At 40.8% G+C, this 15,213-nt stretch carries 10 protein-coding genes; all 10 read left to right on the top strand.

Features of this window, described 5'->3' with window-relative positions; genetic code table 11:
• Positions 1 to 14: 14 nt before the first annotated feature.
• Complete coding sequence (locus tag MKY45_RS15630; RefSeq protein WP_341173092.1) at positions 15 to 2,288, top strand: penicillin-binding protein; 2,274 nt, start codon at positions 15 to 17, stop codon at positions 2,286 to 2,288.
• Positions 2,289 to 2,480: 192 nt separating this feature from the next.
• Positions 2,481 to 4,415 (top strand): stage V sporulation protein D, encoded by a 1,935-nt coding sequence (locus MKY45_RS15625; protein ID WP_042535193.1) that lies wholly within the window; start codon positions 2,481 to 2,483, stop codon positions 4,413 to 4,415.
• Positions 4,416 to 4,567: 152 nt separating this feature from the next.
• Entirely contained in the window at positions 4,568 to 6,049 is a 1,482-nt protein-coding gene (locus tag MKY45_RS15620; protein ID WP_193063314.1) for a UDP-N-acetylmuramoyl-L-alanyl-D-glutamate--2,6-diaminopimelate ligase, read from the top strand.
• 3 nt (positions 6,050 to 6,052) lie between these two features.
• Positions 6,053 to 7,408: a UDP-N-acetylmuramoyl-tripeptide--D-alanyl-D-alanine ligase gene (locus MKY45_RS15615; protein WP_042535190.1), complete on the top strand. Its 1,356-nt coding sequence runs from the start codon at positions 6,053 to 6,055 to the stop codon at positions 7,406 to 7,408.
• A gap of 157 nt (positions 7,409 to 7,565) precedes the next feature.
• Entirely contained in the window at positions 7,566 to 8,549 is a 984-nt protein-coding gene (mraY, locus tag MKY45_RS15610) for a phospho-N-acetylmuramoyl-pentapeptide-transferase (RefSeq protein ID WP_042535188.1), read from the top strand.
• Complete coding sequence (murD, locus tag MKY45_RS15605; RefSeq protein ID WP_042535187.1) at positions 8,549 to 9,898, top strand: UDP-N-acetylmuramoyl-L-alanine--D-glutamate ligase; 1,350 nt, start codon at positions 8,549 to 8,551, stop codon at positions 9,896 to 9,898. Before mraY ends, murD begins: the two co-directional genes overlap by 1 nt.
• A 131-nt stretch (positions 9,899 to 10,029) precedes the next feature.
• The gene (gene spoVE / locus MKY45_RS15600) at positions 10,030 to 11,154 is read left to right on the top strand and encodes a stage V sporulation protein E (protein WP_256706326.1); all 1,125 of its coding nucleotides are present in this window, start codon (positions 10,030 to 10,032) and stop codon (positions 11,152 to 11,154) included.
• 223 nt (positions 11,155 to 11,377) lie between these two features.
• Positions 11,378 to 12,214 (top strand): cell division protein FtsQ/DivIB, encoded by an 837-nt coding sequence (locus MKY45_RS15595; protein ID WP_042535183.1) that lies wholly within the window; start codon positions 11,378 to 11,380, stop codon positions 12,212 to 12,214.
• 198 nt (positions 12,215 to 12,412) lie between these two features.
• Positions 12,413 to 13,696 (top strand): cell division protein FtsA, encoded by a 1,284-nt coding sequence (ftsA, locus tag MKY45_RS15590; RefSeq protein ID WP_042535180.1) that lies wholly within the window; start codon positions 12,413 to 12,415, stop codon positions 13,694 to 13,696.
• Positions 13,697 to 13,761: 65 nt separating this feature from the next.
• Positions 13,762 to 14,916, top strand: coding sequence for a cell division protein FtsZ (gene ftsZ / locus MKY45_RS15585; protein ID WP_042535178.1), 1,155 nt, complete (start codon positions 13,762 to 13,764; stop codon positions 14,914 to 14,916).
• The last annotated feature ends 297 nt before the right edge of the window (positions 14,917 to 15,213 follow it).

The following is a 15,213-nucleotide window of genomic DNA, read 5'->3' as shown; positions in this document are numbered from 1 at the left end:
GGGGTTTCTTGAACATGAAAAAAAATAAGACGGCAAATGTCATGGCTAGCATTTATATGCTAGTTTTCGTTGCTTTATTCCTTGTGCTTGCAGGCAGGTTTATGTATATACAGGCAACGGGCGAAGTTAGCGGCGTTGCATTGGATGAATGGGCAGAAAACCAGCGGACAACCTCCTATAAGATGAATGCAGAGCGTGGACAAATCATGGATAAGAATGGCATGGTATTAGCTTATGACCGTCCGGCGTATCGGATGTACGCCATCTTAGATGAAGGATACTCAGAAAATTCACCGGAAGCCCTGCACGTTTCAGACACGGAGGAAACAGCGGAAGAATTGGCATCTATTTTAGATGAGGATGAAAGTGAAATAAAAGGGATACTGGATGAAGCGGTAGAATCGGAGAGATTTCAGGTTGAATTTGGTCAGCTGGGACGTCAGCTGTCTCAACAAGAAAAAGAAGCCATTGAAGAAGCAGAAATTCCAGGTATCTACTTTGACGAAGAGCCGATGCGGTATTATCCAAATGGTATGTTTGCTTCACATATTATTGGTTTTGCCCGCGAAGTGGAAGAAGAAACCGAGGATGGCATTGAACACAGCATCACCGGTGTAACTGGAATGGAAAATGTCATGAATGAGGTCCTTGGAGGAAAGGATGGATTTATTTCCTATCAGCGTGACCGTTTTAACAGCAAACTATTGGATCCTGATGAAATTATTCAAGAGCCGGAGGATGGGGATCAGGTTTATTTAACCATTGATCAAAAAATCCAAACCTTGCTGGAGGATTTAATGACACAGGTAGATGAACAATATAATCCTGTGAAAATGAATGCAATTATTATGGATCCAAAAACGGGTGAGATTATGGCGATGAGTACACGGCCAAGTTTTAACCCAAATAGCCCTGAAAATGTAGAGAACTGGTATAATGATCCGATTTCTTCTCCATTTGAGCCGGGATCAACATTTAAAATATTTACTTGGGCAGCAGCGATTGAAGAAGGTGTCTATAATGGAGAAGATACATTTGAATCGGGAACGTATCAGCCCAATGAAAGAATTGAGGAAATCAGAGATCATAATCAAGGAGAAGGATGGGGGACGATTTCCTACGATGAAGGCTTTATGCGTTCTTCCAACGTAGCAGCTTCTAAATTGCTTTGGGAAGATATTGGCGCAGATGAATTCTATGAATATATCCAGGCGTTCGGTTTTGAAGAAACTACCGGAATTGACCTTCCTGATGAATCTGTCGGCCGGATACAATATAATTGGCCATCAGAGAAGTTAAGAACGGCTTTTGGTCAAGGGACAACTGTTACCCCGATACAGCAGATGAGAGCTGCTTCAGCCATCGCAAATGACGGACAAATGGTAAAGCCGTATGTAGTGGATAAAATTGTTGATTCTACGACAAACAATGTACTGGAAGAAACCGAAGCAGAATACACCGGTCAGCCAATTTCACCGGAAACTGCGGAAGAAATGAAAGAATTGCTTGCTTCTGTAGTGAATGATGAGGATGGAACCGGCGCCCCATATAAATTAGATGATTATGTGGTTGGAGGCAAAACTGGAACCGCACAAATGCCGGACCCTGAAGGCGGCGGCTATTTAACTGGAAAAGAAAATCATGTGTTTTCCTTTTTAGGGATGGCTCCAATGGATGATCCTCAGTTAATGGTTTATGTATCTATTCAGCAGCCGGAATTGGAGGATACAGAATCAGGTTCCGCCCCGCTTGCGTTTATCTTTAATAATGTAGTTGAAAATAGTCTTCATTATTTAGATGTAGAGCCCGAAGAAGATGAATCTAACAAGATTCAAGAGGTGGAATTCCCTGAAGTAGCAGAGCAATCTGCAGAAAGTGTTCAGTCTGAATTAGAGGAACAAGGAGTCCAGCCAATTCTGATTGGCGAGGGAGAAACCATTGTTGCCAGTAATGTGGAAGCAGGAGAGAGAATACTGCCAAATGAAAAAGTTCTGTTGCTTACAGATGAACCAACAATGCCTGATATAACAGGATGGTCGTTAAGAGAAGTGATGAGCTTTGCTGATCTGCTGAATCTGCAGACAGAAAGATTCGGTAATGGTTATGTCACTTCACAGGGTATCGAAGTTGGAAAACCGATTCAGGAAGGTGACTATTTAGGTTTTGAATTAGAAGTTCCTTCCGGAGAATCATCTGATGAAAATGATGATGATAATGCAGGTGAAGAGGAAACAGAAGAAGGAAATAACAACGACGAAGCAGGGAACGAAGAAACTGAAGAGGAATAGAGAGAAGGCTTGCTGAAAAAAGGATTACTTTTTCAGCAAGCCTTTTTTTACGACAGTCATACTATAAGCCTAAGTTTAGGAGAATCTGTTCTCAATAGAAATACATGAGGGACAAGTAGAAAAGATAGCTTGTTCTATTCCATTTTTTACATTCATATAGTGGATACAAAGCAGGTTGAAAGGAGTTCTTTCATGAAACGCGCATCCACCATTATCATAAAAAAACGAATGATTACTGTTTTTTTATTTGCGATTTTAATTTTTCTGGTTATTATTGCAAGATTAGCCTATGTTCAACTGGTATTAAGTGATGATTTATCTGACAGTGCCAATGATTTATGGACAAGAGATATCACTTTTGCTGCAGAAAGAGGGTATATCCTTGATTCGGAGGGAGAAATCCTTGCAGAGAATGTAACTGCTCCTACGGTATTACTGATGCCGCGGCAAATTAAAGAACCAGAAAATACAGCGAAGCTTCTGGGGGAGGTCCTTGACGTGCCAGAGGACAGAATGCTGGAATTAGTTACACAGAATTCATCCAGTGTGATGGTGCGCCCTGAAGGTATTAAAATAAATAATGAGCAGGAACAGGCGATTCGAGAACTGGATTTGGATGGTGTTTATTTAGCGAAGGATTCCAAGCGTCACTATCCAAATAACAGTGCTTTATCACATGTGCTCGGATTTACAGGGATTGATAATCAGGGGTTAATGGGACTTGAATTGTACTATGATGATAAATTAAAAGGAGAAAATGGGAGGCTGTCATTTTATTCCGATGCCAAAGGTGGAAGATTAGAGCAGCTGGCAGACGAATATACATCTCCAAAAGATGGTTTGAATTTAAAAACAACGATTAATAACAAAGTAACCACCATTATGGAAAGAGAGTTAGACCAGATTGTAGCGGAATATAATCCGGATGGGGCGATGGCCATTGCAGTTGACCCTAAAACAGGCGGTGTGCTGGGGATGTCCAGCCGTCCCAATTTTGATCCGGAAAATTATCAGGACGTGGATGCATCTATATTTGGCAGGAATTTGCCTATTTGGAGCACCTATGAGCCAGGGTCAACCTTTAAAATCATTACGTTAGCTGCTGCTTTAGAAGAGGGAGTCGTTGATTTAGAAAAAGATCGTTTTTACGATGATGGCGATATTAAAGTCGGCGGAGCAACGATTCATTGCTGGAAACGCGGTGGGCATGGAGATCAGTCGTATCTTGAGGTTGTTCAGAATTCCTGTAACCCGGGATTTGTTAATTTAGGACAAATGCTTGGTACGGAAAAGCTTTTTTCTTATATTGATGCTTTTGGTTTTGGGAGGAAGACAGGGATTGATTTGCAGGGAGAAGGAAACGGAATCCTATTTAAACCAGAAAATGTCGGTCCTGTGGAGCTGGCAACCACATCCTTTGGACAGGGTGTTTCGGTAACGCCGATTCAGCAGGTGATGGCTGTTGCAGCAACGGTAAACGGCGGTTATTTATACGAACCGATGATTGCGAAAGAATGGGTGGACCCTGTGACCGGAGAAGCGGTTGAAACCTATGAGCCGCAGTTAAAGGAACAGGTTATCTCCCAGGAGACCTCCGAAACGATTCGGGAAACCTTAGAGACAGTAGTTGCTCAGGGAACAGGAAGACCTGCTTATGTCGATGGATATCGTGTCGGCGGGAAAACGGGGACCGCTCAAAAGGTAGGACCGAACGGCGGATATTTAGAAAATAACTATATTGTATCCTTTATTGGCTTTGCACCGGCGGACGATCCGGAAATTGTTGTTTATCTTGCTGTCGATAATCCAAAGGATACGATTCAATTCGGCGGTGTTGTTGCTGCGCCAGTTGTCGGAACGATTATTGGTGACAGCCTGCGGGCGATGAATGTAGAACCGCGGACAGATGGATTAGAAAAAGAATATGCCTGGCCGGACCAGCCTAAAATTGAAGTACCGGATTTTATAGGTGAAAGTACAGATAAACTGGCGGAATATCCGTTAGATCTTTCCATTGAAGTAAACGGTGAAGGGGATGAAATCATTGATCAATCCCCAAGTGCGGGAACAATGCTGGAATCTGGAAGTACGATTCGATTAATATTAGGTCATAAAAATAATCGTTAAATCGTTAAAAATTTGCTATAATAGATTCTGTTGTAAGAGGATGTTTAACAAGTCCAGCAAAAATGTGAACAGAACATTCATGACAACCCTCTTAAACGATAGTTTTTTCGAGAATACATTAAAAGGAAAAGAACAGAAATAGGGTGTAAAAAATGAGACTAAAAGAATTATTGGATGGAATCGAATTCTATCAAACATCAGAATCTATTAAAGATATAAATATTGTCAATGTAGAAATGGACTCCAGAAAAGTAGAGCCGGGGAGCTTATTTGTCTGTATTGAAGGCTATACTGTGGACGGTCATAATTTTCTGCAGCAAGCGATAGACAAAGGTGCTGCGGCTGCAGTTATTTCCAGGGACGTAAACGTCAGCGGTGATATTCCACTTATCCGGGTCAGAGACACGGGACGTGCCTTGGCGATGCTGTCAGCCGCATACTATGATTATCCAACAACGAAATTTCCGCTGATTGGGGTTACCGGCACAAATGGTAAAACAACCACGACCTATTTATTAGATACTATTTTTGAAAAACAGGGTAAGAAATCGGGTGTCATTGGCAGCATCCAAGTGAAAATTGGCGATGAAACATTTCCAGTAAATAATACGACACCTGATGCATTAGAGTTAAATCGCATCTTTCATCAAATGCAAAAAAAAGAAACAGACCAGGTTATTATGGAGGTTTCTTCGCATGCTTTAGACATGGGAAGAGTTTTTGGCTGTGATTATGACATTGGTATTTTTACAAATCTGTCGCAGGATCATCTCGATTATCATAAAGATATGGATGATTATTTGCGGGCGAAGAGTCTTCTCTTTGCCGGTTTAGGGAATGACTATCATCAAGGGAAGAAAAAATATGCAATTATCAACGAGGATGATGCTTCAAGCGACTTATTAAAACGAAGTACAGCGCAGCAGGTATTAACTTACAGCTGCAAGCAGGATGCGGATATAATGGCAAAAAATATTATGCTTTCTCCTGCCGGTGTGGCATTTAACCTTGTGACTCCAATAGGCACAGTCCATATTAAAACTGGTTTAATCGGCATGTTCAATGTGTATAATATGCTTGCGGCGAGCGGCGCTGCTATCGCATCGAAGGTGGATTTAGATGTGATTAAAGAAGCCCTGGAGAATACAAAAGGGGTAGATGGCCGGTTTGAACCAATTAATGAAGGTCAAGATTTTTCTGTCATTGTTGATTTTGCGCATACACCGGATTCATTAGAAAATGTGCTTCAAACGAGCAAGGAATTTGCAGAGCGTAAAGTGTATGTAGTTGTGGGCTGCGGTGGGGACCGCGACCGTACTAAACGGCCGTTAATGGCGGATGTTGCTGTTAAGTATGCAGACCATGCGCTGTTCACATCCGATAATCCGCGTACAGAAGACCCGGTGCAAATCCTTGATGATATGACAAGTCATTTAACGGAAGAGGAAGCAACCTTTGAAGTAATTGTGGACCGGACAGAAGCCATTAAGCATGCGGTGAAGCTTGCTCAAAAGGATGATATTATTTTGATTGCGGGCAAGGGACATGAAACCTATCAAATCATCGGCAAGAAAAAATTTGATTTCGACGATCGTCAAATTGCCCGGGAAGCAATTAAAGAGAAAGGGGAGTAAAAGATGTTATTTACTGCATCACAATTAATGAAATTATTCCCCCGGCATCAAGGGAACGTCTCCGCTGATTTAGAAATTCATGAAGTAGTCCATGATAGCCGGGTGAATACAAACCACGGGCTCTATGTACCAATTGCTGGTGAACGGTTTGATGGACATCAATTTATTGGCGGAGCAGTGGAGAACGGGGCAGCAGCAGCCTTTTGGCAGAAAGAAAAGCCGCTTCCGTCAAATCTTCCTGACTCTCTGCTGATATTATTTGTAGAGGACACTGTAAAAGCATTACAGGAGCTGGCTGTTGCGTATCGGAAGGACGTCAACCCGACTGTTATTGGGATTACCGGATCAAATGGGAAAACAACGACGAAGGACCTGACTAATGCTGTCATGCAGACAACGTTTAAAACCCATGCTACAAAGGGGAATTTCAATAATCATATCGGGCTCCCATTGACGATTTTATCGATGGACCGGAAAACAGAAGTGCTGATTCTTGAAATGGGGATGAACCATTTTGGAGAAATCGAGATGTTGAGTAAGATCGGGGAGCCGAATCAGGCGATTATTACCAATATTGATGGGCAGCATATTGAAAATTTAGGCTCTAAAGAAGGAATAGCCAAAGCCAAATTAGAAATTGTGTCGGGTATCAAGCCAGAGGGTACATTGGTTATTGATGGGGACGAACCGCTGTTAACAGATGCAGCTGTGCCTGTAGCTAAAACACGGGTCGGCTTCAGTGAAGACAATGATGTAGTGGTTCGCAATATCACCGTAGAGGAAGAAACGACAACCTTTGATGCAGGAGAGAAAACTTACCAGATCCCGCTCTTAGGAAAGCATCACGCAAAAAATGCCGCTTATGTTATTCAACTGGCATCCGGGATGGGAATAGCTCCTGAAACAATCCAGAAAGCGTTCGGACAATTAGAAATGACGAAAATGCGCTTTGAAAAGCATACAGGCAAAAATGGTATTACGATTATTAATGATGCTTATAATGCTTCTCCTGCATCTATGAAAGCATCGATTCAAGTAGTCGAAGAAATGAAAGGCTATCAGCATAAAATACTTGTATTAGGTGATATTTTAGAGCTTGGTGATTATGCAGAAGAATTTCATCGCGGAATTGCAGATGTTATTCATTCTGATATTACAGCAGTGTATACGTATGGTAATCATTCGCATTACATACATGACGAATTAAAAAAGAAAGGTACGGAGCTGATTGCTGTCCACTTGCAGGATAAGCAGGAGCTGGTGAATCAGATTGAACAATATCTGAAACCGGAAAACCTTATTTTGCTGAAAGCATCAAGAGGAATGAAATTTGAAACATTTTTAGAACAATTACGTTAAGGCATCTTATAGGTATTGTTTACATCATCAGGAAACAGAATCAGTGCGGTGGATTTGAGGATTAGAGAAGTTTCAGCAAATGCTCATAAGAATTGCACTGATTCTGGCATGCTTTGTTAACAATTCTATAAATGGTTACAAATGAGGTGGAGAGAAAATGAATATTACAGGTTTATTAATTACAATCGCAGTAGCGTTTCTTATAACAGTTCTTCTATCTCCAATTTTTATCCCTTTTTTAAGACGATTAAAGTTTGGACAGAGTATTAGAGAAGAAGGCCCTGAGTCTCATCAGAAGAAATCAGGAACACCGACAATGGGCGGAGTTATGATTGTATTCAGTATTGTGATTACATCCCTGATTATGGGAATGAGAATGGACACAGGGATCGGCTATGAGCTGTGGCTGTTACTTTTTGTGTTATTTGGCTATGGCTTACTAGGGTTTTTAGATGATTATATTAAAGTAGTAATGAAACGAAATCTAGGCTTAACTTCAAAGCAGAAGCTATTTGGACAAATTATTATTGCACTTGTATTTTATTTTGTTTTGCGCGGGCAGGAAGACTTCTCGTCAGCAATTGCCATTCCGGGAACAACGGTTGAATTTGATATTGGCTGGTTCTATGCAATTCTTATTATTGTAATGCTTGTAGGAGCCTCCAATGCTGTTAATTTAACGGATGGCTTAGATGGTTTATTAGCTGGTACTGCAGCGATTGCTTTCGGTGCTTTTGCCATTATTGCCTGGTATGGCGTGCCAAATGATATGGTAACCGTCTTTGCTTTAGCAGTTGTCGGCGCTCTGTTAGGATTTTTAGTGTTTAACGCGCACCCTGCCAAGGTGTTCATGGGAGATACAGGATCATTGGCGTTAGGGGGAGCAATTGCTGCCATTGCGATACTTCTGAAGCTGGAGATTTTATTAGTAATTATCGGCGGTGTGTTTGTTATTGAAACCTTATCTGTTATTATTCAGGTTATTTCCTTTAAAACGACAGGAAAACGTATTTTCAAAATGAGCCCGCTGCATCACCACTATGAGCTGGTAGGATGGTCAGAATGGAGAGTCGTTACCACATTCTGGTCTGTCGGCCTGCTATTTGCGATTCTTGCTATTTATATTGAGGTGGGTATCTAATGAACACATGGAAACAATTTCCCGAAAAAGTGCTTGTCTTAGGATTGGCCCGAAGCGGTACAGCTGCTGCGAATGTTTTGTTGGAGAGCGGCAAGGATGTAACGGTGAATGATGCGGCAGCATCCTATGAAGATGTACCTGTTTTGGCGCTTCAGGAAAAAGGAGCCCGTCTTGTGCTCGGCTCTCATCCGCTAAGTGTTTTAGAAGGGATAGAGATGGTTGTTAAAAACCCGGGTATCCGTTATGATCATCCGGTTGTTGCAGAAGCACAGAAACGCAGTATTCCGGTAATTACAGAGGTGGAATTGGTAGCTTATATAACCGAACAGCCGATTATCGGAATTACTGGTTCCAATGGAAAAACAACCACAACAACGTTAGTTACGGAAATGCTGGAAAAAAGTGATTGTAAGGTAAAGCTTGCCGGGAACATTGGAATTGCTGCAACGGAAGTGGCCCAAACGATGCAAGCAGATGAAAAGGTGGTAATGGAACTATCCTCCTTTCAGCTGCAGGGAATAAATACATTTCGTCCATCGACAGCAGTCCTTTTAAACATTTATGAAGCGCATTTGGATTATCACGGCGATTTAGAAAGCTATGTCAGAGCTAAATGTAATATATTTAAAAACCAGCATGCCGATGATTATCTGGTATATAATGCTGATGATCCGACACTTGAAGAAAAAGTGAAGGGTACAAAAGCAAAAAATATAGCCTTTTCGGCAACAAAAAATCTGTATCATACAGGCGCTTGGGCAGATGATACGCATGTATACTTTTTCGATGAAGCAATTATTCCTTTAGAGGATATTGTCTTGGTCGGGAAGCATAACTTAGAGAATATCCTGGCAGCTGTTGCAGCAGCAAAATTAAATGGAGCAACTAATGAAGGCATACAGCATGTCTTAAAAACTTTTTCCGGTGTCAAGCATCGTTTAGAGTTTGTCGGGCTGCTGCATGGCCGCTATGTTTACAATGATTCGAAAGCAACAAATATCCTAGCTACGCAAAAAGCATTAGATTCCTTTAAAAAGGATATTGTCCTTCTTGCAGGCGGCTTAGATCGCGGGAATGAATTTGATGAGCTGATTCCACATTTGCATCATGTTAAAGCAATGGTTGTATTTGGAGAGACGGCACCGAAACTAGAGCGAGTTGGAAAAGAAGCCGGTATCCAGGTGATTGAGCACGCAGCCGGCGTAGATGATGCAGCTAAAACCGGTTTTTCATTAGCAGATGAAGGTGATATCCTATTGCTTTCTCCCGCATGTGCGAGCTGGGATCAGTACAAAACATTTGAAGAAAGAGGAGACATATTTGTTCAAGCAGTTCATACAATGAAGTAAGGGGCTTGAACAAATACTAATCCTAAACAGCAAACCATATTCGGACAAGCCGAGAATGATACAGCATATTTAAAATGCCCCTATTTCCAAAGTTTATCTCATGGAAAGAAGGGGTATTTTTGTCTAAGTTCATTCAAAATCAAAATAAAGTAGACAGAGTATTATTTGGAATAATCATTCTCCTTTTATGTATCGGTATGCTGATGGTTTACAGCTCATCCTATATTTGGTCGGAGTATAAGTTCAATGATGCATTTTATTACTTAAAAAGACAGCTTTTATTTGCCGGCATCGGGTTTATCGGAATGGTTGTTATCTCTTACTTTCCTTATTATATATGGAAAAAGTATGCAAAGATTTTATTATTTTCTTGCTTTGTTCTGCTTCTCCTTGTGCTTATTCCGGGAATCGGCATGGTGCGCGGAGGAGCACAGAGCTGGATTGGCATCGGTGCATTCAGTATTCAGCCCTCTGAATTTATGAAGCTGGGTTTAATTATTTTTCTGGCATCTATATTATCTGATCATCAAAAATATATTACCTCGTTTAAAAAAGGGTTTTTCCCGTGCCTTCTATTGATTTTTACGGCATTTGGTCTGATTATGCTTCAGCCAGATTTAGGAACTGGAATGGTGCTGGTCTTAACATGCATGATTCTGCTTTTTGTGGCAGGTGCAAAGCTTTCTCATTTTTTTGGACTGGCCGGCATTGGAATTATTGGGTTTATCGGATTGATTGCTTCTGCACCTTACCGGATTAATCGGATTCTGGCTTTCTTAAACCCATGGGAGGATCCGCTAGGACATGGATTTCAAATTATTCAATCTCTTTATGCTATCGGTCCCGGGGGACTGATGGGACTGGGGCTGGGCAACAGCCTGCAAAAATATTTTTATCTGCCGGAGCCGCAGACAGATTTTATTTTTTCAATCATTGGTGAGGAATTAGGTTTAATTGGAGGTTGTACAACTATTTTATTGTTTTTTCTGCTATTATGGAGAGGGATTAAAATTGCTATTGAAGCTCCGGATTTATTTAGCAGGCTGTTAGCGCTGGGAATCGCAAGTATGTTAGCATTACAGGCGATGATTAATATTAGTGTAGTCATCGGATTGATTCCGGTAACGGGAATTACCCTGCCTTTTCTCAGCTACGGCGGTTCATCACTGACGTTAACACTTTGTGCGGCCGGGATTCTTCTAAGTATCAGCAGGCACGCCAAAAGTATGGAAAAAAGTACGAAGCCGATTATTTAAAATAGCAGCGAAGAACATTTATATAAAACGTAAATCCCGTCCATGGAAGAAGTAAGAAAACTTCTGCGGACGGGTTATCCGTGATAAAAAAGAAAAAACTTCAGAAACAATAGAAGTCAATGACGTGTAGCACCATAATTTATGATATAATTTTTGTAAATACTAGGGAGTAAACTGATACAGTTATATTCCCTGAAAATAATGGATAAAGGAAGAAATGGAGATGAGTGATAAAAATATCGTTTCGATTGAGGATCGAATTCCAAAATTGAAGCAAGCTAGGAAGAAAAAAGCAAACAGACGATTAATATTTTATCTATCTATATTTTTCTTTCTCATTGCTATCATTGTTTACTTGCAATCTCCATGGAGTGAAATACGCACGATTGAAGTAAACGGCAATGTATTCTTAACGGATGAGTATATAATAGATGAGTCAGGGGTAACAGAAGGAACAAATATCTGGTCCATGAATGGATCATCTGTTGCAGCCGGGATGGAAGAAAATCCCGTCATTGAACATGCATCTATTAATCGGAGTTTTCCCAGCACCGTTGTGATTGAGGTAGAAGAACAGCCTGTCCTTGGCTATGTTCAGGACGAAAGGGAATTTTACCCGGTTCTTGCAGACGGTCAAGTCATCCAGCAAAATGCACAAAACTCTATCAGCAATGCTCCATTAATAACAGGCTTTAATGAAGCGCAATTAACAGAATTGGCAACAGCCATGGATAATGTTCGCCCAAGTATTTTTAATATGATTTCTGAGATTGAACGAAAAGATTCAGATGAAGAAGAGGATACGCTGCAGGTTAGATTGTATATGAGTGATGGGTTTCTGGTAGAAGGCATTGCAGATCAAATGTTGGACAGATTGGATTACTATCCTTCTATTGTGTCACAGCTTGACGAAGAGGATAGTGGTATCATTCATATAGGTGTCGGCATTTATTTCGAATCTTTTCAAAAAGATGAAATGGAAGAAGTAGATATCGAAGACGAAATTGAAGAACTCAATGAGGAAATTAATGAAGAAAATGAAGAAACAGGAAATGAATAATTTGCAGAATGAAGTCATATATCATCCTTTTTTAACGAATGGTATAATGTCGATTTTTATAGAAATAGATTACTTGAAAAAAATAAGCATAAAATATGTTTATTTTTTATTCATTTTCTTTTAGAATTAAAGACTATACAAAGGATAACGTGGCAGTAAAAATATCGTCAGCATATTTTTACGGGGAGGTGCTCTTTTTTGAACAACAGTGAGATATTAGTTAGTCTTGACATTGGGACAAACACGATAAAAGTAATTATTGGAGAAGTACAACAAGACTCTTTAAATATTATTGGAGTAGGTACTGCAGCGTCAAACGGAATGAAGAAGGGTGCTATAATTGATATTGATCAGACTGTTCATTCTATCAGGAATGCAGTAGAACAAGCAGAACGAATGGTAGGGATGGAAATTCACCGCGTAGTAGTGGGGATAAACGGATCCCATATCCAGCTTCAGCCTTGTCATGGCGTTGTCGCTGTACAAAGTGAGAATCGGGAAATAAATGATGAAGATGTAACGAGAGTAATTGACGGAGCTCAAGTGATTTCTATTCCGCCGGAGCGGGAAATCATCGATGTGATTCCGAAGCAATTTATTGTGGATGGATTAGATGAAATTACGGATCCGAGAGGGATGATTGGTGTCCGTCTGGAGATGGAAGGAACGATTATCACCTGCTCAAAAACGATTTTGCATAATATCTTAAAATGTGTGGAACGGGCTAATTTGGAAGTATCTGATATTTGTCTTCAGCCGCTTGCTGCCGGAACAGTTGCTTTATCAAAGGATGAGATGAATATGGGCTCTGCCCTGATTGATATCGGAGGAGGCTGTACAACGGTATCTGTATTTGAAAATGATCATTTGGCTGCGACAAGTGTTATTAATTTAGGCGGAGACAATATAACGAAAGATTTATCCGTCGGCCTGCGTATTTCTACAGAAGAAGCAGAGCAGATCAAACTAAATTATGGCTATGCATTTTACAACGATGCTTCTGAAGATGAGACATTTGAAGTCACAACAATCGGAAGCAATCAAAAACAGGTATTTAATCAACTTCAATTAGCTGATATGATAGAAGCTAGATTAGAAGAAATATACACTTATATTGATAGGGAAATTCGGAAAATGGGCTTTCAGGAGCTGCCTGGCGGTTTCGTATTGACAGGAGGCACCACGGCTATGCCGGGGAGCTTGGAATTAGCGCAAGACTTGTTTTATTCTCATGTACGTGTAGCTGTCCCGGATTATATTGGTGTCAGGGAAGCACAGTTTACTTCAGGTGTCGGTATTTTACAATTTGCTTATCGTAATGCGAAAATACAAGGGAAAGAATTATATCCTGCTGTAGCAATAGATGGGGAAGCGGAGCAGCAGCCAGTGAAGCAATCCAGACCTGCAGGCGAGAAGAAAAAGAAACAAGGCAAGAAAAAAGAATCAGGATTTGCTAACCTATTCAAATATTTCTTTGATTAATTTCTTTTAACAGAAGTTGAAACGAGGAATTGTTCGTAATTAGTAGACTAGGAGGAAACCATAATATGTTAGATTTTGATACAAACATGGAAGAATTAGCAACGATAAAAGTTATTGGAGTTGGCGGCGGCGGTAACAATGCTGTTAACCGTATGATTGAGCATGGCGTAGAAGGTGTCGAATTTATCGCAGTAAACACAGATTCTCAAGCTTTAAATCTTTCGATGGCTGAATCCAAGATACAAATCGGCGGGAAATTAACCCGTGGTCTTGGAGCCGGCGCTAACCCGGAAGTAGGGAAAAAAGCAGCAGAAGAAAGTAAAGAGCAGTTAGAAGAAGTGTTAAAAGGTGCTGATATGGTTTTTGTTACTGCTGGAATGGGCGGCGGTACAGGAACTGGAGCAGCTCCGGTCATTGCACAGGTAGCTAAAGATTTAGGAGCGCTGACAGTTGGTGTTGTTACTCGTCCGTTTTCTTTTGAAGGCAGAAGAAGATCAACACAGGCGATTTCCGGTATCGATACGCTGAAAGGAAGCGTGGATACACTAATTGTTATTCCAAACGATCGACTGCTTGAAATTGTAGATAAAAATACACCGATGCTGGAAGCCTTCCGTGAAGCGGATAATGTGCTTCGTCAAGGTGTACAAGGCATATCCGATTTAATTGCGAAGCCAGGTCTTATTAACGTTGACTTCGCTGACGTGAAAACGATTATGTATGATAAAGGTTCTGCTTTAATGGGTATTGGTATCGCAACTGGCGAAACAAGAGCAACAGAAGCTGCTAAAAAAGCAATTTCTTCCCCGCTGCTGGAGACTTCTATCGATGGAGCGCATGGTATTTTAATGAATATCACAGGCGGTACAAACCTGAGCTTGTATGAAGTGCAGGAAGCAGCTGACTTAGTTACTTCTGCAGCGGATCAAGAAGTGAATGTTATCTTTGGGTCTGTAATTAATGAGAACCTTAATGATGAAATTGTTGTAACTGTCATTGCTACCGGTTTTGATGAAAATGCTCAGCCAAAAGCAGATACGCGTCAAAAACAACAGCGTCCAAATATAGGACAAACCCAGCAGGCTGCTACACAGCAAACAAATGAATCAACTCCTGTCAGGGAAAGAGAAACATCCAATCCATCACCTTCTAAGCCTCGTCCCGAGGAAGATGAGTTAGATATCCCGACTTTCTTGAGAAACCGTAATCGTAATCGATAAAGCGAAAAAATACTGTGCTAAGAGAACTCTTTTAGCACAGTATTTTTTTATTTAAAGAGTAAGAAAGTATATAAAAAATGCTGAATATAGCCGCTCTAACGGCTTTCATGGGGTAAGTAATCTTAGGCCCCAGAAATACACTCCGCTTTCCGTGGGCCCCGAGCTCATCTCCTTTAAAGACCAAGCGGTGTTCTTTGTTTATCTAACAGGAAAGAAAGTAAAGTTTCCTTGCCCCTCTTTTTTATTCCAAAAATCGTTAGACATTATTTCTAAGAATAAGTGCTAAATAGCTTAATT

The sequence above is a fragment of the Oceanobacillus sp. FSL K6-0251 genome (assembly GCF_038004725.1).
Taxonomy (GTDB): domain Bacteria; phylum Bacillota; class Bacilli; order Bacillales; family Amphibacillaceae; genus Oceanobacillus; species Oceanobacillus oncorhynchi.
The sequence above is the reverse complement of the archived record's forward strand: the minus strand, read 5'-3'. Positions and strand labels throughout refer to the sequence as shown.

Coding starts and splice junctions, on each gene's coding strand:
- ftsZ (WP_042535178.1), top strand. CDS start 13,762: ATGTTAGATTTTGATACAAACATGGAAGAATTAGCAACGATAAAAGTT.
- MKY45_RS15615 (WP_042535190.1), top strand. CDS start 6,053: ATGTTATTTACTGCATCACAATTAATGAAATTATTCCCCCGGCATCAA.
- MKY45_RS15630 (WP_341173092.1), top strand. CDS start 15: ATGAAAAAAAATAAGACGGCAAATGTCATGGCTAGCATTTATATGCTA.
- mraY (WP_042535188.1), top strand. CDS start 7,566: ATGAATATTACAGGTTTATTAATTACAATCGCAGTAGCGTTTCTTATA.
- MKY45_RS15595 (WP_042535183.1), top strand. CDS start 11,378: ATGAGTGATAAAAATATCGTTTCGATTGAGGATCGAATTCCAAAATTG.
- murD (WP_042535187.1), top strand. CDS start 8,549: ATGAACACATGGAAACAATTTCCCGAAAAAGTGCTTGTCTTAGGATTG.
- MKY45_RS15625 (WP_042535193.1), top strand. CDS start 2,481: ATGAAACGCGCATCCACCATTATCATAAAAAAACGAATGATTACTGTT.
- MKY45_RS15620 (WP_193063314.1), top strand. CDS start 4,568: ATGAGACTAAAAGAATTATTGGATGGAATCGAATTCTATCAAACATCA.